Origin of the sequence: Burkholderia sp. TSV86, assembly GCF_001522865.1 — a bacterium.
Taxonomy (GTDB): Bacteria; Pseudomonadota; Gammaproteobacteria; order Burkholderiales; family Burkholderiaceae; genus Burkholderia.
In genome coordinates this window covers 134,030-155,531 of the sequence record NZ_LOWB01000069.1, presented here as the reverse complement: position 1 = coordinate 155,531, position 21,502 = coordinate 134,030, and the positions used below count along the sequence as shown (strand labels likewise).

The window sequence follows — 21,502 nt, the reverse complement described above, 5'->3', positions numbered from 1 at the left end:
GGTGGACTCCTTGCTGTTCGCGGCGCGCATTGCCGCTACGGGCTACGCCCTTCGCGCCAATGCGCGCCAGCATGAAAAACCAACCACTGTCAGATTTAGTCTAGTCCACCGCATATGACATCAGTTGCTCGATGCGCAACTGCACGCTTGTGCCGCGGCCCTGCTCGGGTTGCGCCGCAACGTACTGCAATACTTTTTTGCGCGTGCCGAGCGGCCGAAACGCGACGGCGAGCATGCCGTCGGCGATCATCAGCAGCCGTTTCAGACCCCAACGTTCGCCGTTCGTGATCCCGTATTCCTCGAGATCCGATTCGCCGCCCGATACCTTGTGATGATGCAGATGCATCCGGCGCCGCGTCCACGGATTGATCGTGCCGGGACGGGTGAGCCAGCAAAGCGCCATCATTAGATGGTAGGCCCAAGGCTTCGTCTTGAAGTACATCAGATGAATCAAATCGTGCTCGAGTTCGTGAATTAGCGACGTCGCGAGCGTGGCGACGATCAGCGCGACATACCATGCGATCGCGCCGTGCGCATACAGATAGGCTGAGCCGATCACGATCGCGACGCACACCGCCATCACGCTCGCGCCGATCAGGTTCTGATTGTCGAGCAGCGGGTATTTCGCGCGCAACGCGTCGCTTGCCGCGTTGACCTCACGGCGAACATACGCGACTTTCTCCGCGTCGTTCTTGAAGCGCATCGTCTTGGTCTGGTTCATAAGTTTTGATCCGTATCCCTGAATGATCGACGCTTGGTTCGTCGACGACATCATCTTAGAGCCGCTTGCGCCTTCGCCGGGAGGGGCGGGTGTGCCAAAGAAAGAGTCATTTTGGGCCATTGTGGCTATAATCGACCCGATCACTGCATGGAGTCGAGCATGGCTTTGTCCGTTCCGGACCCCACCAGGCAATTGAACAAGGCCACAGTTTCATCTGCCTATCCGCTTTTTATGCTGATGCTGGCCGAGGAGCGCGGCATTGCCGACGAGGACATCCTCGCAGGCACGGGGGTCACGCGCGCGCAGCTCGAATCGCCGAACGTGCGCATCACGCCGCTGCAGCAGGCTGCGATCGTGTTCAATCTGCTTGGGGCGACGAACGATCCGGCGATCGCGATCGAGATCGGCCTGCGCAGCAGCTTGACGAAATCCGGATTGATCGGCTTCGGCTTGATGAGCTGCGCGACACTTGGTGAGGCGGTCGAACTCGGCATCCGCTATCTGCCGACTCGCGTACCGTTTTTTTCGGTGCGGCTCGCGCGGCTCGAACAATCCGTGCAGATTGATGTGCTCGAGGCGTTTCCACTCGGCCGGCTGCGGCAGTTCGGAGTCGAGAATTTCATGGTCGAGACGGCGATTTTGTTCAATTCGTTGCTCACGCCTTCTCGAGACGAGACGATGGGGCGCACCGAACTGTATTTTGAATGGCCGCAGCCGGCCTATTTCGAGCGTTATCGCGAGCGGTTGCCGCGTTGCCATTTCGACGCGCCGGCCAATCAGATCCGCTTCGATGCGGCGCGACTCGACGAGCCGATCTTGACGGCCAACGCGCAGACGGCGCAGATGATCGTGCAGCAGTGCGAAGAGGAACTGGCCCGGCTCGGGTATGTCGAGAGCGTCGTCGAGCGCGTGCGCAATTTGCTGATTTGCGGTGGCGACGGCTATCCGTCGCTCGATCAGATCGCGCGCGAGTTGCATCTGTCCGAACGCACGCTCAAGCGCAAGTTGAGCGATTGCGGAACGACGTACTCGGCGCTGCTCGACGAAATTCGCCTGCGCGATGCGCTGCGCCTGCTCGAAGGCACGCAACTGAGCGTCGACGAGATTGCCGCGCGTGTCGGCTATACCGACCGTGCGAATTTCAGCCGGGCGTTCAAGCGTTGGACGGGGACGACGCCGAGCTGTCGGCGCTGACGCATCGCGCCGCTGAGCCGGCTGCGGCGTGCGTTTGTCGATGCGCAGTCGGCTGCCGATCGGCGCGCAGCAATGTCGATGACGGCGGCGTTCGTGCGGGGCGCTCGCGTTCGTGCGCGGTGCGGCTTCGCTCGCAAGCCCGCGTACCGCTCTCGCGCGTGCTATGCGCGCTGCCAGCGCGCGGACGAAACGTCGATCTTGCGCGGAATCAGCTTGAGGCTCGAAAATGTGTCGGCGATCTGCTGCTGGTACGCGAGCGCCGCGCTGTCGACTGTCTGCACGCCGTAGCTGGCGCGGTTCAGCGCGAGTTCGAGCGTCGGGGTATCGAGTCCGACGAGCGGCGATAGTTGCGCCGCCGCGGCCGTGATGTGCGCGCGCGCCCAACTGTCGAGCGCGCCGATTTCGTCGAGCAGCGCCTGCACGAGTTGCGGAGCGGCGTCGGCGAACTTGCGGCTCGCGACGTAGTACTGCGCATTGTTCACGAGCCCTTCGCCGTGAGTGAGCGTGCGCACGTTCGCTTGCCGCTCGATTGCGGCGAGATACGGGTCCCAGATCACCCACGCGTCGACGCCGCGCTGGACGAACGCGGCGCGCGCATCGGCGGGGGCGAGATAGACTGGCGAGATGTCCCGGTAATCGATCCGCGCCCGCTGCAGCGCGTTGACGAGCAGATAATGGACGTTGGAGCCTTTGTTGAGCGCGACTTTCTTGCCGCGCAAATCGGCGATCGTATGGATCGGCGAATCGTGCGGCACGACGATCGCTTCGCCTTTCGGCGCGGGCGGCTCGCTGCCGACATAGACGAAATCGACGCCGCCCGCGAGCGCGAAGACCGGCGGCGTCTCGCCGACGGTGCCGACGTCGATCGCTCCCGCATTCAAGCCTTCGAGCAACTGCGGACCGCCGGGGAATTCGATCCACTGAACGGCAACGCGCTGCGCGGCGAGCCGCTTTTCGAGCGAGCCGCGCGCTTTCATCAATACGAGGTTGCCGTATTTTTGATAGCCGATCCTGAGTGTGGCGGGCGTTTGAGCGCTGCTTTGCGCAAGCGCGCCGCCGCTTGCGGACAGCGCGGCAAAACCGCCCAGGAGCGGCGAGGCGAGCGCGGCCGTCGCGCCTGCTGCCTTCAGCAGCGCGCGGCGCAAACCGTCCTGAGGAGTGAGGGAGGGCCGCGGGCGGGATCGAAGGGGCGAAGTCATCTGGCTGGTCCGTTGTGCGAGGCTGCGCTGCGATGTACCCGCATGGCTTGCCGGCGGTTGCATCGCAAATTCGCCGCCATCATGCTTTGCGCGCGTCGCGCCGGTCAACGGCTGGCTTCGACTTTGTTCTGCTATCGATTCCGCACGGCGGAATTAGCGGGGCGCTGCGCGCCGGGCGTCGGGCGCATCAGGCGTCGTCGGCCGGCGCGCGATGGAAGAAGCGCCCGAGTTCTTTAGCGAGCGCGTTGAGTTCGCTCATTTCCACTGACGTGATTTTGCGCGCCGGTTGCCCGCGCGACCAATCGCCATACAGCAGCGCTACCGTGGTTCCGCAGGCGGCGACGGGCAGCAGCACGAACGCGAGCGCGTCGTCGAAGGCCGCGCGGTACCACGTGGGCAGTCGTTTCGCCATTTTCGGATCGCGCACGTTTTCGATGAAAATGCCGACCGAGTTGCTGATCGCGAGGTGGAACACGTCCGGCTCGAAGGTCTCGTCAAAACGCAGCGTGTCGAGCATCGCGTCGATATCGGGCCCGAATCCGAGCCGCGCGGCGAACACGCCGTCATCGCGCCGCACGAACATCACGACGCGAGTGAACGCGAGTCCCGCAAGCACGCTTTCGGACGCGAGCGCGAGCACTGGGCCAAGCACATGCTCGGACGGCAATGCGCGCAAGTCCGCGAGCCCCGCTTCGAGGCACGCGCGCGGATTCGACGCGCCGCGCGCCATTTTGTCGGCGCTCGCGCGCAATTCGACGATTTCACGCATCACCGTGTCGCTCGTCTCCTCGCGCGATACCGACGCGGCGATTTCGACGAGCTTTGCGGGATCGGCGCCGAGCACGCCTTGAAAGCGCTGCGCGAGCGAGGCGAGCCGCGCGTCGCGTTCGCGCGCGCTCGCCGATGTGAGCACGGTGGCCACATCGGTCGAGTAATGACTGACTGCGCGCAGCCACTGGACGTCGCGCGGCGCGTCGTCGTCCGGGCGATACGGCATCATCCCGCAGCGAGTCAGTTCGGGCAGCCGCCAGCGGATCGCGGCCTCGAGGCCGATCTCGGCGAAACCGACGCCGAGCACCGCGCGGCATGCGGCTTCGCCGTCTTCGTCGTTCCCGCCGTCCAATTCGGCAGCGCGGCGGATTGCGTCCCATTCGGCGTCGAGATAGCAGACGACGAGCAGCCTGCCGACTTGCCGCATCAGCGTGCAGACGACTGCTTCCTCGCCCTTGCGTAAATCCACGTGCGCGGTGAGCTTGCGCGCGATGCAGCCCGACAGCAGCGCGCGGTTCAGTTCGAGCTTCGCGGCGATGCGGCGCGGCGCGCTGTGATGGAAGTGGTCGACCAGCTTGAGCCCGACGACGAGATGGCCGACCGCATCCATCCCAAGCACCATCAGCGCGCGCGTGACCGTGGTGATGTTGCCGCCGAACGCCATATACATCGCCGAGTTGGCGAGCCGCAGCACTTTCTGCGTCAGCGCGAAATCGGACAGCACGACGCGCACGAGCGCCGTGATGTCGAGATCGTCGTGCTTCATCGCCGCCATCGTCGCGCGCACCGCGTCCGACAGCAGCGGAAAATCGCCGCGCTCGTTCATCCGGGCCCAGAGCTTATCGAGCAGCGCCGTCCTTGATAATTGTGCGGTGATGGGCATACGAATCAATGATTGAAAAGGCCGCCGCCGTGCGTCATGCGGCCTCGTGCAAATGCAGCTGCTGCGCTTCGAAGCGCAGCGCAAGCTCATCGGACGGCAGCGCCCGGCACACGAGCCAGCCCTGGATGTGGTTGCAACCCATCTCAGTCAGCAGCGCGCGCTGCGCTTCGGTTTCGACGCCCTCGGCGACGAGTTCAAGTTCGAGCGTCTGCGCGAGGCCGACGACCGCCGACACGATCGCCCGGTCATTTCTCGACGTCAACAGATTTTCGACGAAGCTGCGATCGATCTTCAGCTTCGCAAGCGGAAAGCGCTGCAGATAGGCGAGGCTCGAGTAGCCGGTGCCGAAATCGTCGACCGCGAAGCGGATGCCCAGCTCGGTCACTTCCTCGAGTAGCGATTTCGCGTGCTGCGGATCGCGCATCAGCAGGCTCTCGGTGATCTCGAGCACGATTCTGCGCGGATCGATGCCCGTCAAATTGATCGCGTCCCGCACGCTTTGCGTGAAGCGCGGGTCGCGGAACTGCTGCGGCGAGACGTTGACGGCCACGTATTGCAGCGCGATGCCTTGCCGGTCCCACGCGACGAGCTGCATGCACGCGGCCTTGAGCACCCAGTTGCCGAGATAGTTGATGAGGCCGATCGATTCGGCGAGCGGAATGAACGTCGCGGGCGCGACGAGCCCGTGTGTCGGATGTTGCCAGCGGATCAGCGCCTCGACGCCGACGACGGCACCCGTGCTGCTCTTGGTGATCGGCTGGAAGTGCAGCGAGAATTCGCCGTTGCGCACGCCGTTGTACAGATCGGCTTCGAGCTTCAGGCGTTCGGCGTCGGCCGGATCGTCGGTCGGCTGGTGGAAGGCGAGCGCGTTGCCGCCCGCGGTCTTTGCCTGGGCAAGCGCGCGGTCCGCGCGGCGCAGCAGCGGACTGTGATGCTGCGTGTGCCACGGCGTCGCGCGGATGTCCGGATACAGCGCGATGCCGACGCTTGCGGACAGATGCACGGGTTGGCCTTCGTATGAATACGGCTGCTGGATCGCCGTCTGCAGCCGGCGCGCGAACGCCTGTGCCGCGTCGATCGCGGCGGCGCGCGTTGCCGCGGTCAGCATGATCGCGAACTTGTCGCTCGCCACGCGCGCCAGCCGCTCGCCATGCGTTGCGAGCCGCTGCAGCCGCTGTGCGGTGTCGCGCAGCAGCGCGTCGCCCGCATCGTAGCCGAGCGCGCGGTTGATCCGCTGATAATCGTCCAGATCGAGCAGCAGCAGCGCCGTGCAGCCATTGCCGTCGTCGGCCGCCTGTTGCGCGCGCATCAGTTCGGGCAGCAGCGCGGACAGATTGTCGAGGCCCGTCATCGGATCGTGGTGCAGCTCGTAGGTGAGCCGCGCCTCGATCGCGCGCCACGACGAAACGTCGAAGGCCGCGATCGCGAAGCCGTCGACGCCATGGTGGCGGCTTCTCACCGCGCGCACCTCGACGTCGAGCGGATAGGTGAGCGACTTGACGAGGCAGAGCGTGGCCTTTTCGACGCTGCCGGTCTCCGATGCGCGCGCAAGCAACGCGTCGAGCGCCGCGGTATCCTCGTCGTGGATCAGGTCGCGCAGCGTCAGCGTATGCAGATAATCGCGGTGGTAGCCGATGAAGCGCAGGCTCGCGTCCGACACGTAGAGAAAGCGCAGGTCGCGATCGACATGGGCGAGGAAGTCGACCGCGCCGACGGTTTGCTCCAACCAGCTTTGCACGGTATCGTCGGCGCGTGGCGTGCCGGCGCGCGCGGGCATCAGCGCGCCGCCCGACCACGCGAAGCGGCGCAGCGTGCGAAGCGCGGCGCGCCAGGAGCCCTTGCGGGGCGCGGTGTTCCTGAAGGCTTCCATGTATATCGCTGGCGTATAGAGGCTGGAACCGATATCGTCCGGGCGTGATAACGGCGTATTGTGTCGATTCTTTAGCGATGAGGGGAATTGGGCCTGGAATGTTTCATCGATAGCATGCGCTTGAAATATGAAACTCGGTGCATGCTGCCGATTAAAGCGGGCCGGATTCGGAAGAGCCTATCAACAACGAGGATTGGGATGAAACGAAAATGGATTCCGAGCGTCGCGGCGGCGCTCTTCGCCCTGCACGCGGCCATGGCGCACGCGGTCCTGAAGATCGGCGACACGGCGCCGGATTCCAGCACGCAGGCGTCGCTCGGCGGCAAGACCTATACGTATTCGCTCGCGAGCGAGTTGAAGCAGGGGCCGGTGGTGTTGTATTTCTATCCGGCTGCGTTCACGAAGGGCTGCACCATCGAGGCGCATGCGTTTGCCGATGCGGTGGATGCTTACAGGCAATATGGCGCAACGGTGATCGGTGTGTCGGCCGACGATATCGGCACGCTGACGAAATTCTCGGTCAGCGAGTGCCGCAGCAAATTTCCGGTCGCCGCGGATCCCGATGCGAAGATCATCCGCGGGTATGACGCGAAACTGCCGGCGATCGACAAGGCGAACCGCGTGTCCTACGTGATCTCGCCCGAAGGGAAGGTGATCTACGAATACACGAGCCTGTCGCCGGACAAGCACGTCGAGAATACGCTGAACGCGGTGAAGGCCTGGGCGGCGTCGCATAAGCAGCCGTGATCGCGCCGCGCGGCGGTGCAGGCCACGCTTGGCGCCGCACGCGGATCGCGCCGGGCCCGCGCATGCAAGCGCGCCGGGGCGGGGAGCGCGGTTGTGACTGCGCAGTTATCACGGCGCGGTTGGCGTCGATTACGCGCGCAACGCTTGCTCGATCGGCACGCCGCCGCCGACGAAACCGATCGTCTTTTTCGAGATGTCACGCTTGATCGCCTCGATCGCGGCCCACGCGACGTCCTGCCGCGCGACGGGCGGCGCGCCGTCGACCCGCTCCTCGGTGAGCGCGATCGTGCCGACGCCCGGATCGTCCGACAGCGGGCCGGGCCGCAGGATCACGTAATCGACGCCGGATGCGATCACGCGCTCGTCGCCCTCACGCTTCATTTGGGAATAGTGGCGCAGCATGCTGGGGCTGCGCTCCGGCCAGTACGCGGACAGCGAGCTGATCACGACGAGCTTCTGGACGTTGTACGCTTTCGCATAGGCAGCGGCGCGCGCGACGGCGTCGCGGTCGATCTGTTGCTCCTCGGCTTCGCCTTCGGATTCGGCCGAACCCGCCGCGTAGATCGCATAGGTGATGCCGTCGAAGGCGAACGAGAAGTCGGCCGTCAGATCGGCGACGATCACCGTTGCCCCCGGCAACGTGTAATCCGGCCGGCGCACGAGCGCTGTGACCTCGAAATCCTGCTGCTTGAGCAGCAGGTCCGCAAGTGCGTGGCCCGTGCGGCCGGACGCGCCAATCAGTAGTACCTTCGACATGAAACCACTCCTCGCATTGCGTCAGGCCAAGCGTGCCTTTTGTGATAGGACCGTTGGCTTTGGGATAAGTTTATGCCGAATTCAGGCCGGATCGGCGAGGAGGCGAAACGGGGCGGCAGTGGCACGAAACCTGCGGTGTGCCGGACGGCCGGATGCGGGCGTTGCCGCGCGGAAATTGGCGGCGTAATCGGAAGCGGGCCCGCCTGCGGCGGCGAGCCCGCCCGATCATTCGCCCGCGCCGGCGGCGCCGGCCGCTCGCGTGCCGCGCCGGCGGTTTTCCCAGCGCACGCGCAGACGGTCCATATACAAGTAGACGATCGGCGTCGTATAGAGCGTCAGCATCTGCGACACGATGAGTCCGCCCGCGATCGCGATGCCAAGCGGCGCGCGCAGCTCCGCGCCGTCACCGCGGCCGAACGCGAGCGGCAGCGCGCCGAGCAGCGCCGCCATCGTCGTCATCATGATCGGGCGAAAACGCAGCAGGCAGGCTTCGTGAATTGCATCGAATGACGATTTGCCTTGCCGCGACGCATCGATTGCAAAGTCGACCATCATGATCGCGTTCTTTTTCACGATCCCGATCAGCAGAATCACACCGATCAGCGCGATGATGCTGAACTCGGTCTTGAAGAGCAGCAGGCCGAGCAGCGCGCCGACGCCCGCGGACGGCAGCGTCGACAGGATCGTGACCGGGTGGATATAGCTTTCGTACAGAATGCCGAGCACGATGTAGACGGCGGCGAGCGCGGCGAGGATCAGGATCGGCTGGTCGCGCATCGATTGCTGGAACGCCTGCGCGGTGCCCTGGAAGCTGCCCGTGATCGTCGGCGGCACGCCGATTTCGGCCATCGTCTGGTAGATCGCCTGGGTGGCGCTCGACAGCGACACGCCCGGCGGCAGGTTGAACGAAATCGTCGTCGCGACGAAAAGGCCCTGATGATTGACCGACAGCGGCGTCGTGCTCGGGCCGAAGCTCGCGATCGCCGACAGCGGGATCATCGGCGATTTCGACGTCGACACGGCCGCCCCCGCCGATGCACTCGACTTGCCGCTCGATGCGATCGAGTTGAGCGCCTGGTTGCGCGCGGAATCGGAGGCGATCGCGGCGGCGCTCGTCGCGCTCGTGCCGGCCGCCGACGTGCCCGCGGACGTCGCGACATAGGTGCCCGCCGTCGCGTTGGTCGTCTGCGAGCCGCTCGCGCTGCCGCCCGACGTGCTGATGTACACCTGCTTGAGCATCTGCGGGTCCTGCCAGTAGCGCGGCGCGACTTCCATGATGACGTGATATTGGTTCAGCGCGTTGTAAATCGTCGATACTTGGCGCTGGCCGAACGCGTCGTACAGCGTGTTGTCGATTTGCGCGGGCTTGATGCCCAGGCGCGCGGCGGTGGCGCGGTCGATCGTCACCATCGCCTCGAGGCCGCCTTGCTGCTGATCGGAGTTCACGTCGGCGAGTTCGGGGCGTTTTTTCAGCGCTTCGGTCAGCAGCGGCCCCCATTTGTACAGCTCGGGCGTCGAATCGCCGAGCAGCGTGAACTGATATTGCGCATTGCTTTGCCGGCCGCCCATCCGGATATCTTGCGCCGCCTGCAGGAAGGTGGTCGCGCCTGCGACGGCCGCGAGTTTCGGCCGCAACTGCTGGATCACCTGATCGGCGGACAGCTTGCGCTCGGGCTTGCTCTTCAGCGCGACGAACATGAAGCCCGAGTTGGTCTGCGCGCCGCCGGTGAAGCCCGCGATATGCGCGACGTTCGGATTCTCGCCGACGATGCGCATCATCTCCGAGAACTTGAGCTTCATCGCCTGGAACGACGTGGTTTGGTCGGCCTGGATGCCGCCGATCATGAGCCCCGTGTCCTGCTGCGGGAAAAAGCCCTTCGGCACGACGACGTACAGATATAGGTTGAGCGCGATGGTTGCGGCGAGCGTGAGCAGGATCGTGCGCGGATGGCGCAGCGCCCACGACAGCGAATGCTCGTAGCCGCGCTGCATCCGCTCGAAACCGCGCTCCAGCCAGCGGGCCACGCGGCCTTCTTCGCGCGGATCGTGGGCTTCGGGCAGCAGGCGCGCGCACATCATCGGCGTGAGCGTCAGCGATACGACGAGCGACACGCCGATCGCGAGTGACAGCGTGAGCGCGAACTCGCGAAACAGGCGTCCGACGATGCCGCCCATCAGCAAAATCGGCAGAAACACCGCGACGAGCGACAGGCTGATCGACAGCACGGTGAAGCCGACCTCGCGCGCACCTTCGAACGCCGCCTGCACGCGCGGCTTGCCGTTCTCGATATGGCGCGAGATGTTCTCGAGCACGACGATCGCGTCGTCGACGACGAAGCCCGTCGCGACGATCAGCGCCATCAGCGACAGGTTGTTCAGCGAGAAGCCGAGCAGATACATTGCGCCGAACGTGCCGACGATCGAGATCGGCACCGCGACGCTCGGAATCAGCGTCGCGCGCCAGTTGCGCAGGAACAGGAACACGACCATCACGACCAGGCTGACCGCGATGAGCAGCGTGTGCTCGGTGTCGGTCAGCGACGCGCGGATCGTGCCGGAGCGGTCGAGTATCGGCGTGACCTTGATGTCGGCGGGCAGCGACGCCGTCAGTTGCGGCAGCGCGGCCTTCACGCGATCGATCGTCTCGATGATGTTCGCGCCGGGCGACCGGTACAGGATCACGAGCACCGCACGGTCACCGTCGGCCAGGCCGAGATTGCGCAGATCCTCGACCGAATCGACGACGCTCGACACGTCGGAAAGGCTCACCGCGGCGCTGTTGCGATAGGCGATCACGAGATCGCGGTATTGCGATGCCTGCGACGCCTGGTCGTTCGTGTAGAGCTGATAGTGCGCCCGCCCGAACTCGATCGCGCCTTTCGGGCTGTTCGCGTTGGCCGACGCGAGCGCCGCGCGCACGTCCTCGAGGCCGATGCCGTAATGGAACAACGCCTGCGGCTCGAGTTCGACGCGCACGGCCGGGTTCGCCGAGCCGCTCACGCTGACCTGGCCGACACCGCCGACCTGCGACAGCGATTGCTGCAGCACCGTCGACGCGGCGTCATACAGCTTCGCGGGCGACGCGGTCTTGGACGTCAGCGCGACGACCATGATCGGCGAGTCGGCCGGGTTGACCTTGCGGTATGTCGGATTGCTCTTGAGGCTCGTGGGCAGATCGGCGCGCGCGGCGTTGATCGCCGCCTGCACGTCGCGCGCGGCGCCGTCGATGTCGCGGTTCAGGTTGAACTGCAGCACGATCCGCGCGTTGCCCACCGAACTCATCGACGTCATTTCGGCGACGTCCGCGATCGAGCCCAGGTGCCGCTCGAGCGGGCTCGTCACGCTGGTCGCGACAGTCTCGGGGCTCGCGCCCGGCAGCGACGCCTGCACCATGATCGTCGGGAAATCGACTTGCGGCAGCGGCGACACTGGCAGCTTCATGAACGCGAACAGGCCGGCGAGCGCGATGCCGAGCGCGAGCAGCGTGGTCGCGACGGGACGGGTGATGAAAGGGCGCGACAGATTCATTTACGCGTCCGGATTCGCGGCAGCCGGCCTGTTGCGCTCGAACAAGCCGCGGACGCGGCGCGCGAGCGAATCGAAGCCGAGATAGATCACGGGTGTCGTGAACAGCGTGAGCACCTGCGAGACGATCAACCCGCCCGCGATCGCGATGCCGAGCGGCTGGCGCAGCTCGGAGCCCGAGCCCGTGCCGAGCACGAGCGGCACGGCGCCGAGCAGCGCGGCGAGCGTGGTCATCAGGATCGGGCGAAAGCGCAGCAGACACGCCTGGTAGATCGCCTCGCGCGGCGGCTTGCCCTCGACGCGCTCGGCCTCGAGCGCGAAGTCGATCATCATGATCGCGTTTTTCTTCACGATGCCGATCAGCAGCACGATGCCGATGATGCCGATGATGTCGAGGTCGTGCCCGGTGATCATCAGCGCGACGAGCGCGCCGACGCCGGCCGACGGCAGCGTCGACAGGATCGTGATCGGATGGATGTAGCTCTCGTACAGCACGCCGAGCACGATGTACATCGTGACGATCGCCGCGAGGATCAGGAACAGCTGGTTCGACAGCGACGCCTGGAACGCGAGCGCCGCGCCCTGAAAGCGTGTCTGGAACGACGCGGGCAGCCCGACTTCGCGCTCGGCCGCCTGGATTGCGTTGACCGCTTCGCCGAGTGATGCGCCCGGCGCGAGATTGAACGAGATCGTCGTCGCCGGGAATTGCGACAGATGCGTGACGAGCAGCGGCGCAGGCCGCTCGTGGAACGTCGCGATCGTCGACAGCGGCACCTGGCCGCCGCCCGCCGACGGCAGGTAGATATTGTTCAGCGCATCGGTGTAGTGCTGCATCTGCGGTTCGGTTTCGAGGATCACGCGGTATTGGTTCGACTGCGTGAAGATCGTCGATATGATCCGCTGGCCGTAGGCGTCGTACAGCGCGTTGTCGACGGTCGCGGGCGTGATCCCGAAGCGCGCGGCGGTGGCGCGGTCGATCTCGATGTAGACGGACTTGCCGTCGTTCTGCAGATCGGTCGCGACGTCGGCAAGCGACGGTTCCTTCTTCAGCCGCTCGACGAGCTTCGGCACCCACGTCGCGAATTCGTCCGGGTTCGGGCTCGTCAGCATGAACTGATATTGCGTCGGGCTGACCGTCGAATCGATCGTCAGATCCTGCACCGGCTGCATGTAGAGCGAGATGCCGGCAACGTCGGCGGCCTGCTGCTGCAGCGTGCGGATGATCGCGCTCGCCGACGCGCTGCGCGCGTCGCGCGGCTTCAGGTTGATCAACATCCGGCCGCTGTTGAGCGTGATATTCGAGCCGTCGACGCCGATGAACGACGTCAGGCTTTCGACATCCGGATTCTTCAGGATCTCGGCGGCGAGCGCCTGCTGCCGCTCGGCCATCGCCAGGTACGACACCGATTGCGGCGCCTGCGTGATTGCCTGGATCGCCCCCGTGTCCTGGGTCGGGAAGAAACCCTTCGGGATCAGCACGTACAGCAGCGCGGTGAGCGCGAGCGTCAGGAGCGCGACGACGAGCGTCGAGCGCCGCCGGTTCAGCACCCATTCGAGCGCGACGCCGTAACGCGCGATCACGCGGTCGATCAGCGCGTGCACCTTCGCCTCGAAGCGGTGGCTCTCGGGCGGCGGCGTGTGGCGCAGGAGCTTCGCGCACATCATCGGTACGAGCGTGAGCGACACGATCGCCGAGATCACGATCGTCACCGCGAGCGTGATCGCGAATTCGTGGAACAGCCGCCCGACCACGTCGCCCATGAACAGCAGCGGGATCAGCACGGCGATCAGCGATACCGTCAGCGAGATGATCGTGAAGCCGATCTGCCTGGAGCCCTTGAGCGCCGCTTCGAGCGCCGTGTCGCCTTCCTCGACGTAGCGCGCGATGTTCTCGATCATCACGATCGCATCGTCGACGACGAAACCAGTTGCGATCGTCAGCGCCATCAGCGACAGGTTGTTCAGCGAGAAGCCCGACAGATACATTACCGCGAGCGTGCCGATCAGCGACAGCGGCACCGACAGACTCGGGATGATCGTCGCGTAGAGGTTCGCGAGAAACAGGTACATCACCAGCACGACGAGCGCGACCGCGAGCGCGAGTTCGAACTGCACGTCGCGTACGGCGGCGCGGATCATCGTCGTGCGATCGGTGACGATCTGCACGTCGAGCGCGGCGGGCAGCGTTTCCTGCAGCTTCGGCAGGATCGCCTTGATGCCGTCGACCGTCTGGATCACGTTCGCGCCCGGTTGGCGCTGCACGTTCAGGATGATCGCGGGTTCCGAGTTTACCCACGCGCCGAGCTTGGTGTTCTCCGCGCCGGCGACGATCTTCGCGACGTCGGTCAGCATCACCGGGCGGCCGCCCTTGTAGGCGACCACCGCGTCGTTGTATTGATCGGCGCTCGTCAACTGGTCGTTCGCGTTGATCGTGTATGCGCGCGTCGGGCCGTCGAAGTTGCCCTTCGGCGTATTGACGTTCAGGTTGGAGATCGTCGTGCGCAGGTCGTCGAGATTCATCCCGTATGACGCGAGCGCGAGCGGGTTCGCCTGGATGCGCACCGCCGGCCGGTTGCCGCCGGACAGGCTCACGAGGCCGACGCCGCCGATCTGCGAGATCTTCATCGCGAGGCGCGTGTCGGCCAGATCCTGGACTTGCGTGAGCGGCAGCGTCTTCGACGTGACGGCGAGCGTGAGCACCGGCGCATCGGCCGGATTGACCTTCGCGTAGATCGGCGGCGTGGGCAGGTCGGACGGCAGCAGGTTACCCGCGGCATTGATCGCCGCTTGCACTTCCTGCTCGGCGACGTCGAGCGGCAGATCGAGGCTGAATTGCAGCGTGATCACCGACGCGCCCGCCGAGCTTTGCGACGACATCTGGTTGAGCGACGGCATCTGCCCGAACTGCCGCTCGAGCGGCGCGGTGACGGACGACGTCATCACCTCCGGGCTCGCGCCGGGGTACAAGGTCCGGACCTGGATCGTCGGATAGTCGACCTCCGGCAACGCGGCGAGCGGCAGAAAGCGCAACGCGACCAGGCCTGCAAGCATGATCGCCGCCATCAGGAGCGCGGTGCCGACCGGGCGGAGAATGAAGACGCGGGACGGATTCATCGGTCAGCGCGCGTCATTGCGATTGAGCCTGCGATGCGTCATGCCGCCGGCGGCCGGCATGCGCGCCGGATGCCGCCGGCGCGGAAGCCGCGCCGCGCGCGCCCGGCGCCTGCTTCGGCTGCTCGGCCGGGATCGTGATCTTCGCGCCTTCGCGCAACCGGTCCGAGCCGTCCGTGACGACCCGCTCGCCGGGCGCGAGACCTTCGACGATGCTGGTGCGCTCGCCGTCGACGGGCCCCGGCTTCACCTTGCGCACGGTGACCGTGTTGTCCGGCTTCACGACGTAGACGAATTGACCGATCGAGCCCGTCAGCACGGCCGACGTTGGCACGATCGTCGCGTCGCGGATCGTGTCGACGAGCAGGCGCGTATTGACGAACTGATTCGGAAACAGCAGGCCGGTCTTGTTTTCGAACGTCGCGCGCAGCTTCACGGTGCCGGTCGTCGTGTCGATCTGGTTGTCGAGCGTTTCGAGCTTGCCGGTTTCGAGCGGCGTGGTGTTGTTGCGGTTGTACGCGGTGACCGACAGCTTGTTGCCGGCGTTCACTTGCTTGAGGATCGCGGGCAAATTGTCTTCCGAGGTCGTGAAGATCACGCTGATCGGCTGGAGCTGCGTGAGCACGACGATGCCGTTCGTATCCGACGGCGTCACGTAGTTGCCCGGATCGACCTGCCTCAAGCCCACGCGGCCCGACAAGGGCGCGGTGATTCGCGCATAGGTCAGGTTGAGCTTGGCGGAATCGATCGCCGCGCGGTCGATCTGCACGGTGCCCTCGTATTGCTTGACGAGCGACGCCTGCGTGTCGGCCTGCTGCTTGGAGATCGAGTCCTGCGCGAACAGCGTCTGGTAGCGCTGCAGATCGAGGCGGGCGTTCGCGAGCAGCGCCTCGTCGCGCGCGAGCGCGCCTTGCGCGTTGGCGAGCGAAACTTGGTATGGGCGCGGATCGACCTGTGCGAGCACGTCGCCTTTCTTGACGATCTGCCCTTCCTGGAACGCGACCGATTGCAGATAGCCGGAGAGCTGCGTTCTGACCGTCACGTTCGCGAGCGGCGTGACGGTGCCGAGCGCGTTGATGACGATCGGCATCTCGCCGCGCGTGGCGCTCGCCACCTGCACCGGCTGCGGCAGGTTTGCGAACGCGGCCGGCCCGCCGTGCCGGCGGCCGCCGCCCGCTTGGCCGGCGGCCGTGCCGCCGCCGTTGTTGTTACCGCTTTTCCACGGATGCCACCACAGCAGGCCACCGAGCGCGACGGCGAGCACGCCGAGCGCGATCAGCTTGCGGCGTGAGCGGGGCGCGGCGGCCGGCGGCGGGGAAGGGGGTGAGGGGGGCGTGGGCTTTTGTTGGTTGTCCATCGGTTCGATCTGGATGTCGGCGGCGTATACGACAAGAGCGGATGGGCCGCGTTCGCGGTCGACGCGACGCGACGCGTCGGCGCGCGTCGTGAAAGAAAAGAGCGGCAAAGAATTGACGCGCAACGCGGCGGCCAGTGCAGCGATGCATGGATGCTACGTCCCGCTGGGGTTACAGTCCAGCGCGCTATCTTTCGCCGAATTACGGTCGTTACAGATAAACACGCAGGCAGGCGGCAATCGCAGATGCCGAGGGTGGCGCGCATGGTATCCGGCGCGGCCGTGGCGCATGGGCCGGACGGTGCGGGGAAAGGATGGAAGTGAAAGATTGTGACGCGGGCGGCTGACGGCGGCGGCGCCCCCGTCTTGACAGGCGCGTGCGCTATGCGCGTGACGCGCGTGTGCGGCGCACGGTCAGCTCGACGGATTCGGCCAGGATGCGCCGCCGGTCTCCCGGACGATTTTTTCGATGCATTCGCGCAGCGCCGGCGCGGCGATCGAGCGCAAGTAGTCGGCCGAGCATTGATGCGCGGCGCCCCCGCAATTGACCGCGTAGCGCTCGCCAGTCGGCGCGACGAAGCCGGCCGCGATCGCATTCAATTCCTCGCGCCACTCGCCGATCGCGATCGCATAGCCGTCGTGCGCGATGAGTTCGAGCGCCGGGTTCAGGCGCGCGACGACGTGAGGCCACTCGTCGCCCGCGGCGGCCTGCAGTGCGCCGAGCAGTTCGCGGCGCGCATCGGCTTCGAGCGTCGCCAGATACGCGCGGCCGACGGCGGTGCGCGCGATGTCCATTCGCGAGCCGGCTTCGAGCCGCGTGACGAGTACGGCCGAACGCGGGCGCACGACGTCGATCGCCACCATGTCGAGTCGGTCTCGCACCGCCAAATGGACCGATAGCGAGGTCTTTTCGGCAAGCTCGACGAGGAAGGGCCGCGAGCGTGCGCGGATGTCGAAGTTGCGGAGAAAGCCGTTGCTGAGTTCGAGCACGGCGGCAGTCAACACGAAGCGCTCGCTGTCGGGCAGTTGGTAAAGGAACCCGGTGTTGACGAGCGTGGCGGTGATGCGCGAAACCGTCGGCTTCGGGATACCTGTCAGTTCTGCCAGTTCTCGGTTGCTGGCGGGCGCATCGGCGGCGGCGACGTGACGCAACACCGCCAGCCCGCGTGCGAGGGCGGTGATTTCGTCGGACGTCGATTCCCGTTCGCGGGATACTGCTTGGGCGTTAGAGCGTGAGGTCACAAGGTTCTCTCAGTTTTTCGAAACTTCATTTCGGATTTTGATTAATTATCGGACAAATATCAATGAATGCGCACAATGCAAGAGACCTTTCATTTCATGCAATACGCTATGGTTTCCCCTTGAGTTTTCTAGAGAAATGTGAGGCGACGTACTGTTTGAAATTGGATACGCGTTTGCATTTTTCGCTTGACTTGTGCGACGGAAAAGGAAAGAATGTCTCTAATTTCGAAACGTCGTTTCGTAGTTTAATCGGGAACGATGTTCGATGCAGTCTCTCAGGTTCTAGCACGGCCCTCGGAATGGCTAGAACTTTTTTAGCGCCACGGTTCCCGTGGCGCTTTTTTTTTGTTTCTCAATGATTGGATATTTGTCTCATATTTTGGGATGGCTGCCGTTGCGTGCCGGTTCGCATGACCGCGTATGGGCGTGTGGCGGGAGAATTGTAAAAAAGAAACAGAAGTGGCAAGGAGCATGGCGGGCCGTCGTATCATCAGCCTTTCGGATACGAAAGCTGCGTTATTTGAGTCCTTCGCCATCATGATCGAGATCGACACTTCCCGCGCCGTTGTTTCTTCCGACCGTGGCCGTCAAGGCATTCGCCGCCGCATCGCGCAAGCCCCTGTCCATGTTGCCGCGTTCGCGGCGGCCGCGATGCTCGCGCTCGCCGGCTGTAAGAAGCCGGAACAAGTCAGCGCGCCGCCGGCCGATGCCGCCGTGCACGGTGCGGCTCAGGCGGCAGCAAGCGCTGCCCAAGCCGCGGCGAGCGCCGCCCAGGCCGCCACGAGTGCCGTGACGCAGGCTGCTGCAAGCGCGGCGGCCCAGACCGCCGCGAGCGTCGCGGCACAGGCGGCCGCGCAGGCGACCAAGCAGCTCGATCAGGTGGCGAGCCTCGTCAATCAGCAGATCGACGCGGCGAAACAAGGGGTTGCGTCGGCCGTGCCGCCCGTCAGCGCGAGTGCCGTGTCGGCTGCCGTGCAGGCGCAGTTGCAGAGCGCCGCATCCGCGGCGATCGGGCAGGCCGCGGTTGCGGCCAGCGCGGGCCTTGCGGCAACCAACCGCGTGCTTCAGCAATTGGGCCAGACCGCCGCGCAAGCGCCTACCGCGAGCGGCGCACAAGTGGGCAAATAAAATTTCACTTGCCACTCCGGCTATATGTAACTATGATGGTTACTTATAGCCGAGCGCAAGCTCCGGGCATTTCCGTCGCGGGTGAATCATGAATACGAGCAGCCGGTTTGCATTTGCCGTTCACGTGCTTGCTTTGCTGTCGTTGCAAGAAGGCGTGCCGCTGTCGTCGGACATGATCGCGGGCAGCGTGAACACGAATCCGGCGTTGATCCGCCGGTTACTGTCGATGCTCGCCGCGGCTGGGCTGACGACGTCGCAACTCGGTGCGGGCGGCGGTGCGCTGTTGGCGCGCGAGCCGTCAGCAATCACGCTGCTCGACATTTATCGCGCGGTCGACGAAGCGCGGCTTTTCGCGCTGCACCGGGAAATGCCGAATCCGGCATGTCTTGTCGGCCGGCACATCCAGGAGTTGTTGACTCATTACATCGACGACGCGCAACGGGCGATGGAAGCGTCGCTCGCCACGCGCACGCTGACGGATGTGGCAGGCGACGTGTTGCGCTCGGAGGAATCCGGTGCGGGGCACGCACGGTGCTCGGGCTGCAGCTGAAAGAGCGGCAGTTGCGCTGCCGCGCCGCGATGGACGGCTATGATAGGGATCGACAATCCCGTTTTTTTCGATCGAATATGTAATTGATTAAGTTACATATTCATTTACCAGGAGAAACGTCATGACTCAACGTACCTTGAAAATCGCGCTGTTCGGCGCGACCGGCATGATTGGCTCGCGGATTGCCGCCGAGGCCGCCCGCCGCGGACACCAGGTGACGGCGCTGTCGCGCCGGCCCGCCGCCGGCGAGCAGCACGCCAGCGCCAAGGCCGTCGATCTGTTCGATCCGGCGAGCGTTGCAGCGGCGCTTGAGGGGCGCGACGCCGTGGCGAGCGCATATGGCCCGAAGCAAGAGGATGCGCAGAAGATCGTGAGTGCGGCGAAGGCGCTCGTCGAAGGCGCACGCGGTGCGGGAGTCAAGCGCATCGTCGTCGTGGGCGGCGCGGGGACGCTCGAAGTCGCACCGGGCAAGCAACTCGTGGACAGCGAAGGATTTCCCGAAGCGTACAAGGCCGTCGCGCTTGCGCATCGCGACGCATTCAATTATCTGACGACCGTGCAGGATCTGGACTGGACCTTCTTTTCGCCCGCCGCGCTGATTCAGCCGGGCGAGCGTACCGGCCAGTTTCGCACGGGCGCGGGCAAGTTGATCGCTGACGCCCAAGGCAACAGCACGATCTCGGCCGAAGATTATGCGGTCGCGTTCGTCGACGAACTCGAACAGAACCGCTTCATTCGCCAAGCCGCGACCGTCGCGTATTGATCGCCGCCGCGGCGGCGGGCGTCGAAGCGCGGAAATCCCGGCGGCCGTCGCTGGTTTTTACGTCACTTTCATATTGGCCGATCGCGGCGCCGGATACCCGTACGCCGCGGATCGTCACGTGCGTGCGCGAGGCGCGTAAGCGCGAGCGGCGTCAATCAAGCGCATCGGCTGCTGCGACGATGTGGTTGACATGGGTCGCCACGTCTTCGCCGCGCACGCCGTACACGTGCAGCGAGATCGCGGGCGTATCGGTTGTGCTGCCGCCATGCCCGAGCCGGTGAATGCCGGCGAGGCCGGCGCGTACATACGACGTCGAGCCCGGCGCTCGCGCACAGATTCGCGCGTTTTTCACGCGGCCGGTGACGCCATCCCAGTGGTAGACGTTTTCGGTCAGCTCGCCTTCGAGCACGGCGTAGCCGCACCAGGTCCGATGGCCGTGTATCGGGCTCCATTGGCCAGGCCGCCAGACCAGCGATACCACCGCATAACGCCCGAACGGATCGGCGGCGAGCAGGTGGCGTCGATAGTGATCGGCGCTGCTTTCCCGCTGCGCGGGCGTCAGCAGCCCATGCTCGGCGGCGGCCTCGGCGAGCGCGGCGCGCACTGCTTGCGCGAATGCCGGATGGTGGGAGGGGGCGGCCTCGTGCGTGAGCGAGTCGAATGCCGCGTCGATTCGTGCGCACAGGCGTTCGAGTGGACTGGGCGCGGCGGCCGTTGCCGGCTCTCGCAATGGTTCGGACGATCGCGCAGGAGCGGCCGAATCCCGCGCCGGGGCGGGGCGATTCGGTGTGGGTGACAGCAGGTCGGCGTGACTCATCGGGCTGGAATGTTTGTTTTGCCCGCGCGGCGCGCGGGTCTGCTTGCCGTTGTAGTTATACGCGCAGTGGCGAAGAAATGGATTCCATATTGTTCCCTGCCGCCATTCGAGAATAGAATAATTTTCTATTTGCAAAGAGTCGCGGAAATGGACGAGATCGATCTAAAGTTGCTCGAACTGCTACAGGCCGACGCGACGCTGCCGATCGCGGAGTTGGCGCAGCGGGTGAATCTGTCGCAGACGCCTTGCTGGAAGCGCATTCAAAAGCTGAAGGAAACCGGGGCGATTCGCGCGCAGGTCGCGCTATGCGATCCGCGCAAGCTCGGCGTCGGCACGACGGTATTCGTGTCGGTGCGCACCAACCAGCACACCGAGGAGTGGGCGACGCGTTTCACGCAGCTCGTGCGAGACATGCCGGAGATCGTCGAGGTCTACCGGATGAGCGGCGAGATCGACTATCTGCTGCGCGTTGTCGTGACGGGCATCGACGATTACGATCGCGTCTACAAGCAGCTGATCCGCGCGATGCCGCTTTTCGACGTCAGCTCGTCGTTCGCGATGGAGCAGATCAAATATTCGACCGCGTTGCCCGTGCGCAGCGGCGGCTGCGGATGACGGCCAGCGTGCGGCGCCGGCGCGGTTGCGCGTAGAATGCCGGCTTTGACGTTTTTTCAACGGGGTGCCGCACGCGATGAACGATCCACGCAAGAAGAATCCAGTATTCGGGGTGGCGATTCTGATCGTCGTGATGGTGGCGCTCGTGATTGGCACTATCCTGTACAACGCGATTTCGCAGAAGCACGAATACGATGAGGCGCACCCGCCGGAAGCTGCACCGGCGAGTGCGGCGTCGGCCGGCACGGGCGGCTGA

General features: G+C 65.0%; 15 protein-coding genes and 2 pseudogenes. 7 read left to right on the top strand and 10 right to left on the bottom strand.

Going from position 1 to position 21,502, the window contains the following annotated elements:
- Positions 1-112: 112 nt before the first annotated feature.
- A pseudogene (locus WS68_RS10005) lies at positions 113-721 on the bottom strand (fatty acid desaturase); the annotation flags it as partial.
- Positions 722-880: 159 nt separating this feature from the next.
- On the opposite strand from WS68_RS10005, the gene WS68_RS10000 reads away from it, so the two are divergent.
- Positions 881-1,915: an AraC family transcriptional regulator gene (locus WS68_RS10000; RefSeq protein WP_059570648.1), complete on the top strand. Its 1,035-nt coding sequence runs from the start codon at positions 881-883 to the stop codon at positions 1,913-1,915.
- Positions 1,916-2,076: 161 nt separating this feature from the next.
- Here WS68_RS10000 and WS68_RS09995 read toward each other — a convergent pair whose 3' ends face one another.
- The 3 genes from WS68_RS09995 to cdpA form a co-directional block, all read right to left on the bottom strand.
- Entirely contained in the window at positions 2,077-3,114 is a 1,038-nt protein-coding gene (locus WS68_RS09995) for a sulfonate ABC transporter substrate-binding protein (protein WP_059570647.1), read from the bottom strand.
- Positions 3,115-3,301: 187 nt separating this feature from the next.
- Positions 3,302-4,768 carry an HDOD domain-containing protein gene (locus WS68_RS09990; RefSeq protein ID WP_059570632.1) on the bottom strand — a complete coding sequence of 489 codons (1,467 nt, stop codon included), beginning with the start codon at positions 4,766-4,768 and terminating at the stop codon, positions 3,302-3,304.
- Between the two features lie 34 nt (positions 4,769-4,802).
- On the bottom strand, positions 4,803-6,545 hold the full coding sequence (gene cdpA, locus WS68_RS09985; RefSeq protein ID WP_082709933.1) for a cyclic di-GMP phosphodiesterase CdpA: 1,743 nt from the start codon (positions 6,543-6,545) through the stop codon (positions 4,803-4,805).
- Between the two features lie 291 nt (positions 6,546-6,836).
- Here cdpA and WS68_RS09980 point away from each other — a divergent pair, with 291 nt between their 5' ends.
- Positions 6,837-7,385, top strand: a complete 549-nt coding sequence (locus WS68_RS09980) for a peroxiredoxin (protein ID WP_059570630.1) — start codon at positions 6,837-6,839, stop codon at positions 7,383-7,385.
- Between the two features lie 129 nt (positions 7,386-7,514).
- Here the strand turns inward: WS68_RS09980 and WS68_RS09975 are convergent, their stop codons facing one another.
- The 5 genes from WS68_RS09975 to WS68_RS09955 all read right to left on the bottom strand — a co-directional run bounded on the left by WS68_RS09975 (position 7,515) and on the right by WS68_RS09955 (position 17,373).
- Positions 7,515-8,141 (bottom strand): NAD(P)H-binding protein, encoded by a 627-nt coding sequence (locus tag WS68_RS09975; RefSeq protein WP_059570629.1) that lies wholly within the window; start codon positions 8,139-8,141, stop codon positions 7,515-7,517.
- A 225-nt stretch (positions 8,142-8,366) separates the two neighbouring features.
- Positions 8,367-11,669: an efflux RND transporter permease subunit gene (locus WS68_RS09970; protein ID WP_059570628.1), complete on the bottom strand. Its 3,303-nt coding sequence runs from the start codon at positions 11,667-11,669 to the stop codon at positions 8,367-8,369.
- The gene (locus tag WS68_RS09965) at positions 11,670-14,780 is read right to left on the bottom strand and encodes an MdtB/MuxB family multidrug efflux RND transporter permease subunit (RefSeq protein ID WP_059570627.1); all 3,111 of its coding nucleotides are present in this window, start codon (positions 14,778-14,780) and stop codon (positions 11,670-11,672) included.
- A 13-nt stretch (positions 14,781-14,793) separates the two neighbouring features.
- A complete protein-coding gene (locus tag WS68_RS09960) occupies positions 14,794-16,134 on the bottom strand; it encodes an MdtA/MuxA family multidrug efflux RND transporter periplasmic adaptor subunit (protein ID WP_059570646.1) in 1,341 nt (446 codons plus the stop codon).
- A gap of 411 nt (positions 16,135-16,545) precedes the next feature.
- Complete coding sequence (locus WS68_RS09955; RefSeq protein ID WP_059570626.1) at positions 16,546-17,373, bottom strand: IclR family transcriptional regulator; 828 nt, start codon at positions 17,371-17,373, stop codon at positions 16,546-16,548.
- A gap of 819 nt (positions 17,374-18,192) precedes the next feature.
- On the opposite strand from WS68_RS09955, the pseudogene WS68_RS29580 reads away from it, so the two are divergent.
- From WS68_RS29580 to WS68_RS09940, 3 genes and pseudogenes are all read left to right on the top strand, one after another.
- Positions 18,193-18,501 (top strand): annotated as a pseudogene (locus WS68_RS29580) (hypothetical protein); the annotation flags it as partial.
- Between the two features lie 88 nt (positions 18,502-18,589).
- Positions 18,590-19,051, top strand: coding sequence for an Rrf2 family transcriptional regulator (locus WS68_RS09945; protein WP_059570625.1), 462 nt, complete (start codon positions 18,590-18,592; stop codon positions 19,049-19,051).
- Between the two features lie 121 nt (positions 19,052-19,172).
- A complete protein-coding gene (locus WS68_RS09940; RefSeq protein ID WP_059570624.1) occupies positions 19,173-19,814 on the top strand; it encodes an NAD(P)-dependent oxidoreductase in 642 nt (213 codons plus the stop codon).
- 151 nt (positions 19,815-19,965) lie between these two features.
- Here the strand turns inward: WS68_RS09940 and WS68_RS09935 are convergent, their stop codons facing one another.
- Positions 19,966-20,631, bottom strand: a complete 666-nt coding sequence (locus tag WS68_RS09935; RefSeq protein WP_059570623.1) for a cysteine dioxygenase family protein — start codon at positions 20,629-20,631, stop codon at positions 19,966-19,968.
- Between the two features lie 147 nt (positions 20,632-20,778).
- On the opposite strand from WS68_RS09935, the gene WS68_RS09930 reads away from it, so the two are divergent.
- Together WS68_RS09930 and WS68_RS09925 are read left to right on the top strand one after the other, a co-directional pair.
- Positions 20,779-21,246 (top strand): Lrp/AsnC family transcriptional regulator, encoded by a 468-nt coding sequence (locus tag WS68_RS09930; protein ID WP_059514088.1) that lies wholly within the window; start codon positions 20,779-20,781, stop codon positions 21,244-21,246.
- A gap of 76 nt (positions 21,247-21,322) precedes the next feature.
- The gene (locus WS68_RS09925) at positions 21,323-21,502 is read left to right on the top strand and encodes a hypothetical protein (protein ID WP_059570644.1); all 180 of its coding nucleotides are present in this window, start codon (positions 21,323-21,325) and stop codon (positions 21,500-21,502) included.